This window comes from Arthrobacter sp. B10-11, from assembly GCF_033142195.1.
GTDB classification, from domain to species: domain Bacteria; phylum Actinomycetota; class Actinomycetes; order Actinomycetales; family Micrococcaceae; genus Arthrobacter; species Arthrobacter oryzae_C.
In genome coordinates this window covers 653,727-671,363 of the sequence record NZ_JAWMTH010000001.1, presented here as the reverse complement: position 1 = coordinate 671,363, position 17,637 = coordinate 653,727, and the positions used below count along the sequence as shown (strand labels likewise).

15 protein-coding genes and 1 tRNA gene are annotated in these 17,637 nt (G+C 65.4%); 12 read left to right on the top strand and 4 right to left on the bottom strand.

Features of this window, described 5'->3' with window-relative positions:
* Window positions 1-79: 79 nt before the first annotated feature.
* From RW112_RS03135 to RW112_RS03110, 6 genes are all read left to right on the top strand, one after another.
* Complete coding sequence (locus RW112_RS03135; protein ID WP_317780377.1) at window positions 80-1,831, top strand: glycerol-3-phosphate dehydrogenase/oxidase; 1,752 nt, start codon at window positions 80-82, stop codon at window positions 1,829-1,831.
* A 49-nt stretch (window positions 1,832-1,880) separates the two neighbouring features.
* Entirely contained in the window at window positions 1,881-2,369 is a 489-nt protein-coding gene (locus tag RW112_RS03130) for a PTS sugar transporter subunit IIA (RefSeq protein ID WP_305941722.1), read from the top strand.
* Between the two features lie 125 nt (window positions 2,370-2,494).
* Window positions 2,495-3,352, top strand: coding sequence for an SURF1 family protein (locus RW112_RS03125; protein ID WP_317780376.1), 858 nt, complete (start codon window positions 2,495-2,497; stop codon window positions 3,350-3,352).
* Window positions 3,349-3,882 carry a DUF3817 domain-containing protein gene (locus RW112_RS03120; RefSeq protein ID WP_317780375.1) on the top strand — a complete coding sequence of 178 codons (534 nt, stop codon included), beginning with the start codon at window positions 3,349-3,351 and terminating at the stop codon, window positions 3,880-3,882. Before RW112_RS03125 ends, RW112_RS03120 begins: the two co-directional genes overlap by 4 nt.
* A gap of 110 nt (window positions 3,883-3,992) precedes the next feature.
* Window positions 3,993-5,582 (top strand): glutamine-hydrolyzing GMP synthase, encoded by a 1,590-nt coding sequence (gene guaA / locus RW112_RS03115; RefSeq protein WP_317780374.1) that lies wholly within the window; start codon window positions 3,993-3,995, stop codon window positions 5,580-5,582.
* 129 nt (window positions 5,583-5,711) lie between these two features.
* Window positions 5,712-9,833 (top strand): AAA family ATPase, encoded by a 4,122-nt coding sequence (locus RW112_RS03110; RefSeq protein ID WP_317780373.1) that lies wholly within the window; start codon window positions 5,712-5,714, stop codon window positions 9,831-9,833.
* A gap of 75 nt (window positions 9,834-9,908) precedes the next feature.
* On the opposite strand, the gene RW112_RS03105 is transcribed toward RW112_RS03110, so the two are convergent.
* The 3 genes from RW112_RS03105 to RW112_RS03095 form a co-directional block, all read right to left on the bottom strand.
* Window positions 9,909-10,637: a Flp pilus assembly protein CpaB gene (locus RW112_RS03105; RefSeq protein ID WP_317780372.1), complete on the bottom strand. Its 729-nt coding sequence runs from the start codon at window positions 10,635-10,637 to the stop codon at window positions 9,909-9,911.
* Window positions 10,638-10,747: 110 nt separating this feature from the next.
* Window positions 10,748-10,993 carry an FmdB family zinc ribbon protein gene (locus RW112_RS03100; RefSeq protein WP_317780371.1) on the bottom strand — a complete coding sequence of 82 codons (246 nt, stop codon included), beginning with the start codon at window positions 10,991-10,993 and terminating at the stop codon, window positions 10,748-10,750.
* Window positions 10,994-11,130: 137 nt separating this feature from the next.
* A complete protein-coding gene (locus RW112_RS03095; RefSeq protein ID WP_317780370.1) occupies window positions 11,131-11,727 on the bottom strand; it encodes a 5-formyltetrahydrofolate cyclo-ligase in 597 nt (198 codons plus the stop codon).
* A 110-nt stretch (window positions 11,728-11,837) separates the two neighbouring features.
* On the opposite strand from RW112_RS03095, the gene galU reads away from it, so the two are divergent.
* From galU to RW112_RS03065, 6 genes are all read left to right on the top strand, one after another.
* Window positions 11,838-12,743: a UTP--glucose-1-phosphate uridylyltransferase GalU gene (gene galU, locus RW112_RS03090; protein WP_317780369.1), complete on the top strand. Its 906-nt coding sequence runs from the start codon at window positions 11,838-11,840 to the stop codon at window positions 12,741-12,743.
* A gap of 6 nt (window positions 12,744-12,749) precedes the next feature.
* The gene (locus RW112_RS03085) at window positions 12,750-13,367 is read left to right on the top strand and encodes a GNAT family protein (protein WP_317780368.1); all 618 of its coding nucleotides are present in this window, start codon (window positions 12,750-12,752) and stop codon (window positions 13,365-13,367) included.
* Window positions 13,368-13,707: 340 nt separating this feature from the next.
* Entirely contained in the window at window positions 13,708-14,472 is a 765-nt protein-coding gene (locus RW112_RS03080; RefSeq protein ID WP_317780367.1) for a hypothetical protein, read from the top strand.
* Window positions 14,473-14,597: 125 nt separating this feature from the next.
* A tRNA-Ala gene (locus tag RW112_RS03075) sits at window positions 14,598-14,670 on the top strand.
* A 104-nt stretch (window positions 14,671-14,774) separates the two neighbouring features.
* Window positions 14,775-16,367 (top strand): ABC-F family ATP-binding cassette domain-containing protein, encoded by a 1,593-nt coding sequence (locus RW112_RS03070; protein WP_317780366.1) that lies wholly within the window; start codon window positions 14,775-14,777, stop codon window positions 16,365-16,367.
* Between the two features lie 174 nt (window positions 16,368-16,541).
* Window positions 16,542-17,303 carry a S1 family peptidase gene (locus RW112_RS03065; protein WP_317780365.1) on the top strand — a complete coding sequence of 254 codons (762 nt, stop codon included), beginning with the start codon at window positions 16,542-16,544 and terminating at the stop codon, window positions 17,301-17,303.
* Here RW112_RS03065 and RW112_RS03060 read toward each other — a convergent pair.
* Window positions 17,284-17,634: a hypothetical protein gene (locus RW112_RS03060; protein WP_317780364.1), complete on the bottom strand. Its 351-nt coding sequence runs from the start codon at window positions 17,632-17,634 to the stop codon at window positions 17,284-17,286. The two genes, RW112_RS03065 and RW112_RS03060, sit on opposite strands and share 20 nt — an antisense overlap.
* Window positions 17,635-17,637 lie beyond the last annotated feature (3 nt).

Here is a 17,637-nt window from a genome sequence, read left to right as displayed (position 1 = left end):
CCCAAATGAGCCCTGCCCATCCGCATGCCTAGGAAGTAGTCTGGTGAACTACGAGGTTTGATGCGGATGGAGGCGTGAAATGAACAGTTCTTCCGGTGGTTCGTCCTTTTCCCAGGGGGCACTTGGCCCCGCCGCCAGGGAAGCGTCGCTGGCGGCGCTCAAGGCAACGATGGAGCCGGGCAAGGAACTCGACATCCTCATCGTCGGCGGCGGCATCGTGGGCACCGGCGCCGCGCTGGACGCAGTGACCCGGGGCCTGAGCGTGGGCATCGTGGAGGCCAGCGACTGGGCGGCAGGCACGTCGTCACGGTCCTCCAAGCTCATCCACGGCGGCCTGCGCTACCTCGAAATGCTCGATTTCGGGCTGGTGAAGGAAGCACTTCACGAACGCGGCCTGCTGTTGTCCGAAATCGCCCCCCACCTTGCCCGGCCCGTACCTTTCCTCTACCCGCTGACCAAGCCCTTCTTCGAAAGGCCTTACGTGGGGGCGGGTATTGCCCTGTACGACGTCATGTCCATTTCCAGCGGCCACCAGAGGGGCGTCCCGTTCCATAAACACCTGTCCCGCCGCGGCACATTGCGGGCTGCGCCAAGCCTGAAGGACGACGCCTTCGTCGGCTCCATCCGCTATTACGACGGCCAGGTTGACGACGCCAAGTACGTGGCCAACCTGGTCCGCACCGCCGCCTACTACGGTGCCCATGCAGTCAACCAAACGGCTGTGGTCGATTTCCTGCGCGAAGGCGAGCGGGTGGTTGGCGCCAAGGTGGTCAACCGTGAGGACGGTTCCACCTTCAGCATCCGGGCCAAGCAGGTCATCAACGCAACCGGCGTCTGGACCGATGAAACCCAGGCCATGGTGACGGACCGCGGGCAGTTGAAGGTGCGCGCCTCCAAGGGCATCCACCTGGTGGTCCCGCGCGACCGGTTCCAGTCGACTGTCGGGCTGATCCTGCGGACCGAAAAATCGGTGCTGTTCGTCATTCCGTGGGGCCGGCACTGGATCATTGGCACCACGGACACGGATTGGCATCTGGACAAGGCCCACCCGGCTGCGTCCAGCAAGGACATCGACTACATCCTCGAGCACGTCAACAAGGTGATGAAGCGGCCCCTGACCAGGGAGGACGTCGAAGGCGTCTACGCCGGGCTGCGTCCGCTCCTGGCCGGCGAGAACGACTCAACGGCAAAGCTTTCCCGCGAACACGTGGTGGCCCATCCGGTGCCGGGGCTCGTGGTGGTGGCCGGCGGCAAGTGGACCACCTACCGTGTCATGGCCAAGGACGCCGTCGACGAAGCAACGCGGAGCATGGACGAACGCGTTCCGCCCAGCTGCACCGACACCATCCCCCTGCTGGGCGCCAGCGGCTTCAAAGCGGCGTGGAACCGCCGGAACCGCACGGCAGAGGAAACCGGCGTGCATGTGGCCCGGATTGAGCACCTGCTCAACCGGTACGGATCGATGGCCGCGGAGGTCCTGGCCCTCATCAAGGAGAACCCGGCCCTGGCCGAACCGTTGCCGGGAGCCGACGACTACCTCCAGGCCGAAGCGGTCTACGCGGCCACCCACGAAGGGGCGCGTCATGTACACGACGTTTTGACGCGCAGAACCCGTATTTCCATCGAGTCCTGGGACCGGGGTGTGTCCGCCGTCCCCGTAGTCGCTAAGCTGATGGGGGAAATTCTTGGCTGGAGCGATGCGCAGCGCGAAAGCGAAATCAAGCATTACCTTGCCCGGGTGGAAGCCGAACGGCTGAGCCAGGAGCAGCCTGACGATGAATCTGCCGACGCCGCGCGCCTGGGCGTCGAGGACATCGTCCCGTTGCGCTGACAAGGCAGATGCCTGACGCGCGCCTCCTGCCTCACTGAAGGGACAACTCTTGGCGGAACCACTGGACCGGTACGATGCCGAACTCACCACGCCGGAAATGGTGATTCTTGAGCTTGATGCCAAGGACAAGGTTGACGCAGCGACCCAGCTCGCGCAACGGCTCCATGCGGCCGGCCGCGTCTCGGACCTCGACGGCTTCCTGAAGCACGTCAACGCCCGGGAACACCAGCTGGCCACCGGCCTGCCCGGGGGAGTGGGGCTTCCGCACGCCCGCAGCGAGTTCGTGTCGCGGACCTCCATCGCTGTGGGCATCACCAAGTACGGAAAGGCCCTGGACTTCGGCGCGGCCGACGGGCCGGCCACGGTCATCCTGCTCATCGCCACGCCGGCCAGCTCTTTTTCGGACCACCTTGAGGTGCTCGCCACCCTGGCCCGCTCCCTGTCGAAGGAGTCGTTCCGGGAATCCCTGCGCCGTGCCTACGATCCCGAAGTGATCGCAGAGCTCATCAACTCCAGCCTGGTGTTCTTCGACCACTAGACATCGGGGCTGGCAGCTCAAACTGCGCGAACGTACACTTGAGGCCCCGTGGCGAGGGGCCTCAAGTGTTCGCTCGCGCTACCCCCGTTTCGTTGTTCTACACGAGGACGAAGTACGGTTAACGTGTGTTGAAAACTGCCCTCAAACCCCGCTGGATCGCAGGCCTGGTGTTCGCGATCGTCATTTCAGGGGTTTTTGTGCTGCTGAGCCAGTGGCAATTCGGCAGGTCAACCCAGCCGGAGGCGCCTGTTTCGTCCGGCACCGAGGAGAGCAAGCCGCTCATCTCGGTGCTCCAGCCGGGTGATTTCTTCCACGGCTCCGTAGCGGACCAGATGGTCACCGCCAAAGGCTCGTACGATCCAGACAAGCAGGTGCTGGTTCCGGGCCGCCTCAACGACGGCGCCACTGGATATTGGGTTGTCTCGGCGTTTGCGGTCCAGGACGCCCCCGTCCTCAGCGGCGTTGGCGCATCACCCCGGACATGGATCCCGGTGGCCCGCGGATGGGTGGCAGACACCGCGGAAGCCGGCGCGCCGCCGTCGGGCGTTATTGAACTGACCGGACGGCTCCTGCCGTCCGAGGCGCCGCTGCCCAACACCGCCCCCGAAAGCGGATTCGCGACTGCGGTGTCCGTGGCTGAACTGATCAACGTCTGGGAAGTAAGCAGCTATCCGGGGTTCGTCGCGGCCACGTCCGAGATGGCCGGAGGCGCCGACGTCAGCGCCGCGGCGGCCGGCAGCGAGCTAAAGCCCCTGCGCATCGGCCCGCAGCCCCCGGCCCAGCAGGTGAACTGGCTAAACCTCTTCTACTCCGTGGAGTGGATTGTGTTCGCCGGATTCGCGCTGTTCATCTGGTGGCGCATGGTGAAGGACGACTACCGTCGCGACCTCGAGGACGACGAGGACGACGACCACGGCCAGCATCACGACAATTCCGGCCCTCCCGAGCAATCCAGCCCTTCCGAACAAAAGGTACAGCCATGATCGACCCCAAGCCGGCCATCCAGCCACAGCCCTCGCAGACCAGCGCATCGCGTCCCGGTCCAGGCACCGGAAAACCGGGCAAGAAGCGCAGGTTCGGCGGCACCGAAGCCCAGATCCGCTCCGCCCTGAAGTTTTACAAAGTCCTCGCATACCTCACGGGCGGGATGCTCCTGCTGCTGTGTGCCGAACTGGTTGCCCGCTACGCGTTCGGCCAGTACCTGTTCGCAGGCGGAACCAACGCCGTGACCGGCCAGCCGTTCGGTTTCGGGTTCGCCGACGCCGAGCCGCAGGGCGTGCTGGGGGGAGTGAACCTCTCGGTGGCGGTACTGATTGTGCACGGCTGGATGTACGTCGTGTACCTGATGTCCAACTTCCGCCTGTGGTCGCTGATGCGGTGGCCGTTCGCGAAGCTGATCGTCCTGGCCCTGGGCGGTGTGGTTCCGTTCCTGTCTTTCTTTGTCGAGAAGAAGTTCCACGCAGAGGTCGAGGCCGAACTCGCAGCAAATCCGCAGGCATCAAAGCGCTACTGACCCCGTCGGCGCCGGCCCGCAGTGTGAGATCCCTAACGACCGGGGCCGATTAAGGCCGCCGGCGGCCGCCTCAAGGTGCGACGCGGCAAGCGCCCAAGTAGTCTAGGACGGTGACTACTCCCACTGCATCCCAGACTTCCCAGAAGCCGGTGCTGGTTGTTGACTACGGTGCCCAGTACGCGCAGCTGATTGCCCGCCGCGTCCGGGAAGCAAATGTGTATTCGGAAGTGGTTCCGCATACCTACAGCACCGAGCAGCTACTGGCTAAGAACCCCGCCGCCATCATCCTTTCGGGTGGCCCTTCCAGTGTGTATGCCGACGGCGCACCGAAGGTAGGTGCAGACCTCTTCGAAGCCGGGATCCCCGTTTTCGGCATCTGCTACGGATTCCAGGCGATGGCCGACGCCCTTGGCGGCACGGTAGCCCAGACAGGCCTGCGCGAATACGGTGCGACGGAAGCCACCACAGTGGGGGAGGCCCGGTCCATCCTGGACGGCCTGCCGCACCACCAGAACACTTGGATGAGCCACGGCGATTCCGTCCAGGAAGCCCCGGAAGGCTTTGAAGTGCTGGCCACCACCGCCGGCGCTCCCGTGGCGGCATTCGCCAATGAGGAGAAGTGCCTCTACGGCGTGCAGTGGCACCCTGAGGTCAAGCACTCGGCCTACGGCCAGCAGGTGCTCGAGAACTTCCTGTTCAAGGGCGCGAAACTGGAACCGAACTGGACCACTGGCAACATCCTCGAGGAGCAGGTGGACCGCATCCGCAAGCAGATCGGCGACGCCAGGGTCATCTGCGGCCTGTCCGGCGGCGTTGACTCGGCCGTAGCGGCTGCCCTGGTCCAGCGCGCGGTGGGCGATCAGCTGACCTGTGTGTTCGTGGACCACGGCCTGCTGCGTGAAGGCGAAGCCGAGCAGGTTGAGCGGGACTTTGTGGCAGCCACCGGCGTCAAGCTCTACGTTGCCAACGAGCAGGAGCGGTTCCAGGCGGCACTCGCCGGAGTCAGCGATCCTGAGACGAAGCGCAAGATCATCGGCCGCGAGTTCATCCGGGCGTTCGAGGAGGCCGAACTGGCCATCATCGCCGAGGCCGCAGCCCACGGTGAAAAGATCAAGTTCCTGGTGCAGGGAACGCTGTACCCGGACGTCGTCGAATCCGGCGGCGGCGAAGGAGCGGCCAACATCAAGAGCCACCACAACGTGGGCGGCCTGCCGGAAGACCTGCAGTTCGAACTCGTTGAGCCGCTTCGTGCGCTGTTCAAGGATGAGGTCCGCGCTGTCGGCGCCCAACTGGGACTGCCGCAGGAAATCGTGGGCCGCCAGCCCTTCCCCGGCCCGGGCCTCGGTATCCGCATCGTCGGCGAAGTCACCAAGGAACGACTGGACCTGCTCCGCAAGGCCGACGCCATCGCCCGTGCCGAACTGACAGCGGCCGGCCTGGACAACGAAGTGTGGCAGATGCCTGTGGTGCTGCTGGCGGATGTCCGCAGCGTCGGCGTCCAAGGAGACGGCCGCACCTACGGGCACCCGATCGTCCTTCGTCCCGTTTCGTCCGAGGACGCCATGACCGCTGACTGGTCACGGCTTCCGTACGACCTGCTGGCAAAGATCTCCAACCGCATCACCAACGAGGTCGACGGCGTCAACCGGGTGGTGCTCGACGTGACCAGCAAGCCGCCGGGAACCATCGAGTGGGAATAGCACTTTGAGTGGCCGGCCTCAGCGATGAGGCCGGCCACTTGTTTATATTCCGCCAAATCCGGCCCTATTTTGGCCGCCCCCAGTGTTGCGGTCTCTCACTGGGCCCTGATTCGGGCTACGCTCGAAAGTATGCCGGTATGGTCCAGGGCGTCACGTGCAAGCGCAGAAAAGAAGGCAGTAGTGTCAGTTGGTCAAGGCCTCCCAGAGGGCTCCGAGGAGCTCAGGAAGTGGCTGTCGGGGCTTAAGCCGGTCACCGGAGCAGACACGATGCTTCGTTTCACCAAGACTCCGGAAGGCTCAATCGACCTTACCCATGCGCATCCGTCGGGATTGGCCCAGCTCATGGCGGGAAGGCGCACCCGCCTGTCCACCCTGATCCGCGATCACGCACAGTACGTGGTGGCCGCCAGGGCTTCACGGAACCTCCGCTCCAAGATTTTCGAGCTCAGCAACGACCGCGGCATCGATGCCGGCTACTTTTCGGCCGGTACTGTGTCCTGGACGTCGGCTGTTGGCGGAAAGCCCCAGCGGGTGTCTGCACCCGTGATGCTCACCGCCATCTCCCTGACTGTCCGTCCGGGCGAGGACGACTACGAACTCCAGCTGACGGAGCAGGCCCAGATCAATCCGGCGCTTATCCGGCACCTGAAAAGCATCCACGGCATTGTCTTCGACGTCAACGCCGTCACCCGGATGGCATACAGCACGGCCCGGTTTGATCCACAGCCCGTCCTGGACCGGCTGGGGACGCTCATCAAGCCCATCCACGGCGCCGAGGTGGAGCACAACCTGCTCGTCTCAACGTTCGCCGACCTTTCCGGGAACCTCGATGACCCGTGGATCAACCAGAACAACGCCCTTGTCGCAGCCCTGGCCCGGTCGGGCGCCGGCGAGGCCGTGGAGGTGGCTGAATTAGCGGAGGGCCGCTTCCAGGACATTGACCAGCGGGACCCGGCCTCGGAGCTGCTGCTCCTCGACGCCGACGCCGACCAGCAGTATGTCGTGGATGCCGTTCGTGCCGGGGACTCCCTTCTGGTCAGCAGCCCGCCCGGAACTGGCCAGACCCAGACGGCCATCAACACCATCGGCGCGCTGGTGGACGAAGGAAAGACTGTCCTGGTGGTAGGCGACCGGCGCGCCAGCCTCAGCGAGATCGGGGCCCAGCTTGAGACGCTGGGCCTGGAGTCCATCCTGTTTGCCCTGACCGGCACTGCGACACCCCTGCAGCTCAAAGGACAGCTGGTGCGGGCCATTGTCCGCAATGAAAAGTCGCTTCAGCCCCAGCTCGACAACCTACACGCCACGCTCGCAGAGCACCGTCATGCCCTCATGGACCACGTGGCCTCCCTCCACAATGTCCGCCAGCGCTGGGGTTGCTCGCCTTACCAGGCCATGCAGTCGCTGGCTGAGCTGACGTCCATCCAGCCGGCGCCGGCCACCACGGTGCGGCTAAAGCGAAGCGTCCTGGACAATATCAGGGACCGGGAGGAACTGGCCGGCAGGCTTCATCGTGCCGCCGAGCTGGGCAGTTTCAGCCGGGCGTCCACGGCCAGCCCCTGGCACGGGGCGCGGCTATTGACCCGCAAGGAAACCGAGGAGGCGCAGGAAGTTGCGCGCTCGGTTGAGAAGAACCTGCCCGTGCTCCGGAACCGCATGAACGAGGTGGCCGAGCACGCGCAGATCCGCCTCGGGTCGAGCTTCTCCGAATGGGGTGCCCAGCTCGAATTGCTGATGGCGGTCCGGGAGAGCCTGGATAAGTTCACCCCGGACATCTTCGACCGGCCCGTCCACGACCTCATCTCGGCCACCGCCACCTCGCCGTGGCGCCGCGAACGTAACATCGAGATGCCGTCCATGCAGCGTTCCCGGCTCCGCCGCGTCGCCAAGGAATACGTCCGTCCCGGCGTGCACATCGCCGACCTCCACAGCTCCCTGGTGCTGGTCCAGGAGCAGCGGGCCCTCTGGGCGGACTACGCCACCACGCAGCGCCATCCCGCAGTGCCGTCAGGCCTGGGCGAACTGAACGTGATGTACCGCAGCCTGGAGCGCGAACTGGCCCAACTGGGTGCGGCAGTTAAGCACACGGCGGCAGGCGGAGACCTCCAGCACACGCCGTACGAAGAACTGATGGAACGCCTGGAGCGGCTGGTGGCCGATACCCGGACGCTCAAGACGCTCCCTGAGCGGACGCTGCTCATCGAGAACATGCGTGAGCACGGACTCGGGGAACTCCTCACCGACCTGGCGGAGCGTGAGGTGCCCGCAGAAGCGGTCGCCTCCGAGCTGGAACTTGCCTGGTGGCAGTCGGCCCTTGAAGCAATGATCAGCGGCGATGACTATCTGGCCATGTCCGACGGCGACGCGCTGCGGCAGCTGGAAGCCGATTACCGCCTGGCCGACAACGCTCACATCGCCAGCGGTGCCGCCAGGCTGCGTTGGACACTCTCCGAGCGCTGGCGCGCCGGCATCGCCGAGAACCCCCGGCAGGCGGACCTGCTCCGGAGCCTCCTTAAGGACGGACGGGTCACCCTGGCTGCCCTCACGGCACAGGCACCGGCGTTGGTTCCCATGCTGGTGCCCGTGTGGTCTGTGAGCCCCTACCTGATGACCGGACTGCTCCCGGCGGAGCAGAAGTTCGATGCCGTGGTCATCCTCGACGCCGAAGCGACCTCCCTCCAGACGGTCCTTCCGGCCATCGCCCGGGCCAAGCAGGTGATTGCCTTCGGCGACGACAAGATTGCCAGCCCCCGCACTTTCACCGTGGGCGTCGAGCGGCTTGCTGCCGGCGAAACCGCCCACCAGGGGGTCGAGAGTGCCTACACAGCGCTGTCCCGCGTGCTGCCCGTCCGGCGGCTGACGTCAGCGTACCGGGCCGTTGACGAAGACCTTGTGCTGCAGCTGAGCAAGAGTTTCTACGACGGCCGCCTCCACAGGCTCCCCGAGGGACAGACGGCCACCGGGCTGGACCGCGCCTTGCTTGTGGAATACCTGCCGGACGGCACTGGCCTGCCGAGCGCCGACCAGGAGGGCGTGGAATCCGCCGTCGCCGAGGTCAACCGCGTGGTGGACCTGGTCTTTGAACATGCCAGACTGCGCCCACGGACCTCCCTGGCAGTGGTCACCGCCAGCCTCCGCCACGCCGCCAGGATTGGCGAGGCCATCCGGCTGCAGCTGCCCAACTACCCGCTGCTGGCAAGTTTCTTCAGTGCCGGGCCCGAATCCTTCCGGGTGGTGGACCTGGAACGGGCCCAGGGGCTGGTCCGCGACCACGTGATCTTCTCCCCGGGCTACGGCCGCACGCCGCACGGCCGTGCGCTCCACAACTTCGGTCCCTTGTCGGCCGAGGGCGGCCGGGCAAAATTCGCCCTGGCCATGACCCGGGCCAGGCGTTCCCTGCACGTGCTTACCTGCTTCAAACCGGAGGATCTGGACGTCAGCCGTCTCAGCCACGGGGCAGCCGACTTCTATGAACTGCTCAACCGCGAAATCGCCGGTAACACCGACCTGGGGACTCCGGCCTCCCGCGCGGCAGCGAGCGAGCAGGCACTCGGGGCCGACCCCCTGGTGGCCGACCTGGGGGATAGGCTGCGTGCCCGCGGTGCCAGGGTCTGGCACCAGTACGACGGCGTGATCGACGTTGCCGCGGCTGCGGATCCGGTGAATTCCATCGGCCAGGATGACGCCGAGATTCCGCGGCCTGTAGCCATTGAGTCCGACGGCACTGAGCAGTACCGGCGAATGAGCGTCCGGGAACGGAGCCGGCTCCGGCCGCAGTTGTTGGAACGGCTGGGCTGGCGTTACATGCCGTTGTGGACAATCGAGGTGTTCACCGATCCCTCCGCCTGCGCCGACCGGATCGGCGGTTACCTGGGCTTGGAGAAGCCGGTTGCCGCAGGTTTCTCCTCAACCTCGCAAGCGTTCTTCGAGGATGATGTAGACAACCTGACGTTGAACAACGCCGAGCCGGGCGGGACGGACGAGGGACGCGCGGCCAGCTCTGCCGAAGCGGAAGATATCAAGGAAAAAAGCATGGACACCAACAGCAGAACAGCGGACAGCCAGAGCGCCTCTCACGGCAGGACGGACGATGCGGCGGCCGACGGGCCCCGCCAGGCAGCAGGGGCGGGCGTTCCGGCGGGCGTGCTGCCGAACAAGGCTTCCGAGGATGACCCGAAGCGCTGGGGCGATCACGGCTCGGACTATGACCACGATGCCTGGCTTCAGGAGCAGAAACCACCGCACTGGGGCTGAGCCCGCCCCCGCCAGGCGAGGGGGCCGGATGGTCCGGGTCGGTGCAGCCGGCCCGCTGCAGCCAGCCCGCTGCGGCTAGCCCTGTGCTCCAACGAGTACGAAGAAGAGTTTGCCCTGGGTCGAGGAGCCGGCGAGGCGGCGCGCCTGGTCGGGATCGGCGGCGACCACTATGAGGCCCTCGGTTTCGCCTGTGCCAAGCCACTGCCCGGTTTGTCCGCCCTGTCCTGATGTCCAGAGGACGGGTACGGAAGCTGCCAGCACTTCTGATTCAGCCGCCTTGCCGTAGTCGGTGCCGTTGGTCATGACGATGTTGACGAGCTGGCCGGGAGCCACCAGCTGGATCGACGACGGATCAGCCATCCTCAACGGCACAGCCGCCGAGCCGGGAGGGGTGCCCGCCAGCAGGCCGGGTCCCAGCAGCTGTGTATCCGAAAGCAGCTGGCCCTTCCGGAGAGGGGCTGCCAGCTGCTTGCCTTCAAGGGCGGCGGCGTCGGTGAAGGCTCCGGCGGGCATCATCCCGGGCGGCACGCTGACCGGCAATACGTCAGCCCCGGACAGCGCGGCTCCCGCGGGAAGATCCCGCGCCGAGGCGAGGGCAGTGACCGTGTGGGCCGGCGCGGGTGTCAGTTGCTGGACGGTGATGCCGGCGGCAGCGCACAGAAGGAGCGCAACAAGGAGCCGGCGGTTGCGGGTGAGCCACGAAGCGAGGCGCCGGGGGGCGGGCGGTCCGGAACGGCCAGGGCTTCGGGACCGAAAGCTCTGCCGGGGCGACGAAAGTCCGTGGGTGCGGAGGCTGGAGGGCATGTCGTCAGGCTACGGAGGCCGCACGGGGTGCGGACAGCCCGCCGTCGTCCTATGTGGACAACCGCTCTAGGCGAATGACCGCCCTGTGGCAGCGACGGTGGGGTGTGCTCTCAGCTGGCTGCTGCGGCGGCAGGTGCCGGAGCGGACGCCGGGGCAGGTGAGACGCTGCTGCCCTTGGATTCCCGCGAGTCGGTCCGGTAGAAGCCGGAACCCTTGAAGACGACGCCGACGCTGTTGAACTTCTTGCGCAGGGTACCCTCGCACTCAGGGCAGGAGGTGAGGGAGCTGTCGGTGAACGACTGCACGATCTCAAAGGCGTGGCTGCAGTCCTTGCAGGCGTATGCATACGTGGGCACTGGAAATCCTCCTCTGGGACAAACGAGCAGGTCCCGTGCTGCCGGGGCAAATCCTGCCGATTTTGGTCTCGACAGGTTCCGTCCTTTAGCAGTCGCAGGGCCTGAGTGCCAATTCTATCATCCGCAGACGGCGCGCTTCACATTAGCTTCGTGAGGTGTGATGGCGTGACCGCTACCGGGATCTTATGGTCGAAGGACTCTGCCGGGATGCTTCCGGCCGGCAGGACTTCGTGGTCGAACACCACCGCAGCTGCAGGCACAGGCAGTCCGTCCGCTTCCAGTCCGGCGAGGAATTTGTCGTAGTAGCCGCCGCCCTGGCCGATCCGGTTACCGGACAGGTCCACTGCGGTGGCAGGAGCGAAGATCCCGGCCGCTTCCTGCATGGCCTCGGTGCCGTGCTGTTCCCCGACGGGTTCATCGATGGGTGCGTAGCTGCTGCGGGCGAACCGGGTGGCTGGGGTCCAGTAGACCCACGAGAGGGTGCGGGAAGGTCCGCAGACCGGCAGAAGCACGCGGTGCCCGGTGCTGTGCAATGCGGCAATGAGCGGCAGCGTGGGCGGCTCGGAACCCACCCCCAGGTACACGGCAAAAGTGCTCCGCTCGCCCGCGGCAACCATGGTGGCCCACTGCAGTCCGTGGCGGGCGATGCCGGCACCGGCCGCCTCCAGCCCGGCGGGTGACAACGCGGCACGCCGGAGCCTGTGGGCCGAGCGGATCTCTTCCTTCGACGGCATGAGTGCCCGTCCTTCCATGTCGGGAGGTCCTGCACCAAGGCCCCGTGCAGGCCAGCCTGGCGCGTCAGTGCAATTACCCAATGTTTGGCCCCTGACGCTAGATTAGTCCAGTGACTACCACCAATACTTCCATCCGCAAGGCTGTCATTCCTGCTGCCGGCCTCGGCACCAGGTTCCTTCCGGCCACCAAGGCCATGCCCAAGGAAATGCTGCCGGTCGTGGACAAGCCCGCGATCCAGTATGTAGTCGAGGAAGCGGTCAACGTTGGCCTCACGGACATCCTGATGATCACCGGCCGGAACAAGCGCGCCCTCGAAGACCACTTCGACCGGGTCCCTTCGCTGGAGTCCACCCTTGAGGCCAAGGGCGACACCACCAAGCTCGAAGCCATCCAGGCCGCAAGCAACCTCGGCGACATCCACTACGTGCGCCAGGGTGACCCGATGGGCCTCGGCCATGCCGTGTTGCGTGCGAGGCAGCACGTCGGCCATGAACCCTTCGCAGTGCTGCTTGGCGATGACCTCATCGACGCACGCGACGAACTGCTCAGCAAGATGATCGAAGTCCAGGCCCAGACCGGCGGCTCCGTGGTAGCACTGATTGAAGTGGAGCCCTCCCAGATCAGCGCCTACGGCTGCGCCGACATCGACGACACCGACATGAACGGGTTCGTGCGGATCCGGAAGCTTGTGGAAAAGCCCGAGGCCGCCGAAGCGCCGTCCAACCTGGCCGTGATCGGCCGCTACGTCCTCCACCCGGCGGTCTTCGATGTCCTCGAACACACCGAACCGGGCAGGGGCGGGGAAATCCAGCTCACCGATGCCCTCCAGGAACTTGCTGCAGGGGAGGGCGAAGGATACGGCGTTTACGGTGTTGTGTTCCGCGGCCGCCGCTACGACACCGGCGATAAGCTCAGCTACCTCAAGGCTTGCGTGCAGCTGGCCTGCGACAGCGACGACCTCGGCCCCGGCCTGCGCGAGTGGCTGCCGGAATTCACTGCCTCCCTGGCCAAGTAACGTCCCGTGCGGGGCAGCATCTGGCCGGTGACGCTGGAATGCGGCGACATTGTGCTGCGCCCCATCCGGTACCGCGACCGCAAGGAATGGATGGCGGTCCGCTCCCGCAACGCCGAATGGCTCGCTCCCTGGGAAGCCTCCAATCCTGCTCCCGGAGGGGCGCTGCCGGACTACCGACAGATGGTCAGGTCCCTCAACGCGCAGGCTGCGCAGGCCACCGCACTGCCTTTTGTGATCGCAGAACGCACACCTGCCCGGCGCGATCCTGCGATTGTGGGCCAGTTGACGGTGTCGTCCATCGTCTGGGGATCGGCGATGATGGCGACGCTTGGCTACTGGGTGGACAAGTCCTGTGCCGGGCGGGGGATTGCGCCCACGGCTGTGGCCATGGCCACCGACTACTGCTTCGGCAGCCTTGGGCTGCACCGGATGGAAATCAACATCCGGCCTGAAAACGGGCCCAGCCTCCGGGTCGTGGAGAAGCTGGGGTTCCGGGACGAGGGCTACCGGCCGCGGTTCCTGCACATCAACGGCGAATGGGCGGACCACCGCTCCTTCGCCCTGACGTCCGAAGAAGTTCCGGAGGGACTGCTGGCCAGATGGCTGAGGAGCCGCCCGGCCTGAGCCGGCGGTTGCTGTCCAGCGAGGCCGTCCGGACTCTACCGCGTTGTGTTTCCCGTCATAAGTCCATTGATTTGCCACCTGCCCTGCGACACACCGGAGCTAATGCAAGAGCTGCCGGCCAATTGCTCATACGGTTTTGAATGTGGACTTCCCCCTTAGCAGCTCAGTGATCCTTGTTGTCGCTGTCGCGCTCTGGATTGTGTGGGTGGCCCCCTATGTACTCAGGAACCGCCGGCATCAGCTTCAACACGCAGCCGAGCTGACGTCCGACATCAACTTTTCCGAACAAACCCCCCAAGCCGGAAACGTCATGAAAATGACCGCCCAGCAGGAGAAACCAATGGAAACCAAGCAGGCCACCGGATCCGCGCAGGCATCCCTGACACCCGCCGCCGGCCCGAAGCCGGCCAAGGCGCGTCCGGGCGCACTGAAGATCCGGTACGGACGATGCGCGATCGCCCTGGTGGGCTTGGTTTCCCTGCTAACAGGCGTTGTGGCGGGCGTCCTCCGTATTTTTGGACTGGGATCGTCCTGGCTGCCTGTTGGCGCCTTCCTGACGGCTGTAGCAGCCGTGGCTCTACTGCGGCGGCTGGCGGTGCGCGACCGGCGCGCCAGGATGAATGCGGCATTCCGCGCAGCCATGACTGCCCCGCAGCGGCAGATGCGCGTTGCCGTCCCCCGGCCCAGCAGGGAACCGGCGGTGGATGCCCCGGAGAGCCCGCTTTTTGACGCAGAGGCGGGCAACAAACCGAAGGTCAAGCCGCTGACGGCCCAGGAACTGCGTGAAGCGGCCCTCGCCGAGGCGAAGGCCTCCGGGGACACTGCGCTCCGCACCGCCAACGCACCGGGATCGGCGGTCAGCGCGGAATCCAGTTGGGAACCGGTAGACGTTCCCAAACCGACGTACGTGGAAGCTGCCAAAGCGGAACGGGCGGCCCCGGAACCCCTGGACCTGCCCGAGGCGCCGAAAGCCGTAGGCAAGCCGTCACTCAAACAGGGTCCGACGGCGGCGCCGGCTGCCTCCGGGGGCGCCCCCAAGACCCTGACCAAGGCCCAGAGCGCCTTGAGCAACCTGGACGATGTCCTGCAGCGCCGCCGCGCCTGACTCGGGAAAAGCAGCCCTGTAGTGAGACATTCGAAGGCCGGCTGGCGAAGCGGGCCGATAGTTTGTAGCCTAGGGACACCGGTTTGCCTGTTCCCGAAGTTACTCGGAGGGAACGGCGGCGGCCCGGGGCTATAGCTCAGTTGGTAGAGCGCTTCGTTCGCATCGAAGAGGTCAGGGGTTCGAATCCCCTTAGCTCCACTGAACAAGCTCCCTGATCCGGCGCCAGCGCCGGATCAGGGAGCTTTCTCTTTGCCGGTCCGGCATAACGCACCCATGAACCACCCCTCGAGAGGACAGCAGCAATGAGCCTTGTCCGGCTGCAAGACGTCAGCGTGCGATTCGACAACACCCGGATACTGCGCGAGGCATACTTCCGCTTGGAAGCGGGCGACCGGGTAGGGCTCATCGGCAAGAACGGTTCCGGCAAGACCACGATGCTCCAGCTGATCCTTGACCGGATAACGCCGGAGTCCGGAACCGTGACGGTGGAGCCCGGAACCAGGATCGGCTACTTCTCGCAGTTTTCCGAACTGAACGGGGAGTCAACCATTACCGAAGTCCTTGACGGGCTGTTCTCGGAAATCAAAGCCGTCGAGGCCGAACTGGCATCCATTGACACGGCCATCGCCGGTGACCCTGCGGGAGAAGAACTTGACCGGCTGATCGAACGCCAGTCCGGACTGTTCGAGGACATGGACCGCCTCGACGGCTGGGACTATCCCCGCAGGATTGACAAAGTCCTGACGACGCTGGGCTTCAGCGGCGCCCACCGGGTGTGCGCCATCGACGAGCTGTCCGGTGGCTGGCGCAACCGGGCTGCGCTGGCAAAAATCCTCCTGGAGGACCCCGACGTGCTGCTTCTCGATGAGCCCACCAACTTCCTGGACGTAGCCGGCGTCGAGTGGCTGGAAAGCTGGTTCCGCGACTTCAAGGGTGCCGCGGTCATCGTTTCGCACGACCGGAAGTTCCTTGACGCCGTCGTCACCAGAATCATCGAAGTGGAGAATTTCCACCTGCACGAATACCCGGGCAACTTCGGTGAATACATCGTGCAGAAGCAGTTCCGGCTCAAATCCCTCGAGCAGCAGTTTGTGCACGAATCCGAACTCCTGGCATTTGAGGCTGAGGGCATCGCCGACCGTCGCGAGGCTGCCAAAGCCGCCAGCCGCGGGCTCGGAAACCAGCTGGCAAAGATCAAGAAATCCCGCACGCCCCGGCCGGTGGACCAGATCGTCACCGAGATCTATGGCGGACTGCACGTCAAGGACGTCCTCTGCCGGGTGGAAGGGCTGGGGAAATCGTACGGGGACAAGGCACTTTTCAAAGACCTTGGCTTCGAGATCAGGCGCGGCAACCGGATGGTCGTCCTTGGCTCCAACGGCAGCGGTAAGTCGACCCTCCTGAAGGTGCTGACCGGCGAAGAGGAGGCAGACGCCGGCGTGGTCGCCTGGGCCAAGGGACCCGGCTTTGTTTCCTACAACCGGATGCTCGAAGAGCTCGACGACGCCGACACCGTTTCGCACGCAGTCAACGCCCTGCCGGACAGCCTGGCTTTCAGTGCGACCAAAAAGTCAGTCAACCGGTTCCTGGCGATGTTCCAGTTCTCCGAAGCGGATCTCAAGCAGAAAATCGGGAACCTCTCCGGTGGCCAGAAAGCCCGCGTCGCGATGGCGCAGTGCCTGCTGTCCGGTGCGTCCGTCCTGTTGCTGGACGAACCCACCAACCACCTGGACCTGTCCAGCACCCAGGTCATGGAACGGGCGCTCATGCACTTTCCGGGGGCCGTGGTGGTGGTCAGCCACGACAGGTTCTTCAGTGAGAAGATCGCCACCCGGTATCTGGTGTTCGGCGCCGATGCGGCCCTGCCCGGCGAGGTCGAGGTGCGCGCCGCCTGAGGCTGACCGCGAGATGCCCGTCCGCCTCCGTAGTGCCTTGACGGCCGCTGGCGGGCAGGCGCAGAGTTATGGTGCTGCGACTGGGGGCAGATGTGTGATCTCCGGGAACCCGGGTTCCACGGTTCCTACACCACATCCGCGAAATATCTTCAGGCAACGATGAGGAGCAACCTCATGCGCACAATAAACCTGCTGTCGGCCCTGGTCGCCGCGGCCCTCACGATGGCAACGGCCACCCCCGCGAAGGCGGTCTTCAACGGGAGCAGGGCTGACCCGGACGATTACGCGTGGGCCGTCAGGGTGCAGCTGGCCTACCCGGAAGGGACCGCATCCTGCACCGGGTCCCTGATCACCGAAGACACCGTAGTCACGGCGGCGCACTGCATCAGCAACAACGGACGCAGCCCTTCCGCCATCGACGTGACCTTCCACTTCGGTCAGAAGCGCTCGGAATACACCATCGCAGTGGCCACTGCCGTGCCCATGCCGCACTACGACCCTGCGTTGATCAAGGACGATATTGCCCTGCTCTTCCTGCAGTCGGCCGTTTCCGAGCCCCCCATCGGACTTGCGTCCACGCCGGCGCCGCTCGGAGCCGAAGTCACAGTGGCCGGTTACGGCTGCACCGGGAACCTCTTCGATGCAGCAGCGCCCTGCGATGCCGCGCGCCGGCTCGTTGAAACCCGGCTGCTGGCTGTCCCCGCGGAGGCGTGCCCGGACATCGCGGGACCATGGCAGTTCTGCACGTATTCGCCGCATACGTCAGCCAACCGCGGCGATAGCGGCGGCCCTGTCATCTGGTCGGACAACGGCGAACAGAAGCTGGTGGGGGTAACGAATGCCATCGAGTTGCCGCCCGCCCCTGCCTACCTGAATTTATCGGCCTCGGTTCCTTACGAACTGGACTGGATCAGGGCTACCGCCGGGTTGCGCTAACGGCCTTCACCACTCCTCGAAGGGACATTCCTGCAGCGCACACCACCGGGACCAGGCCCAGCAGAACGGTCAGCGTATTGGCCCGGAATACCACCCGGCCCTCCCCGTTCTTCGTGTAGGCGCCGAGCGGGAGCACGAAGCCGCCACCTCCGCCGCCTTCCGCAGCCCCGCTTGTGCCCGCGGTGCCGGAGTCACCGCCGCCGCCGAACCCGAAGGACACCAACGCGACAGGAACCAGTTCCTCGCCGCCGATCTGCACCGGCTCCCCGTACGCCCTCGCCACACCCACATTCCTGAACGCCTCCACGAGGGAGGAAAATGCATCAGCCATGGG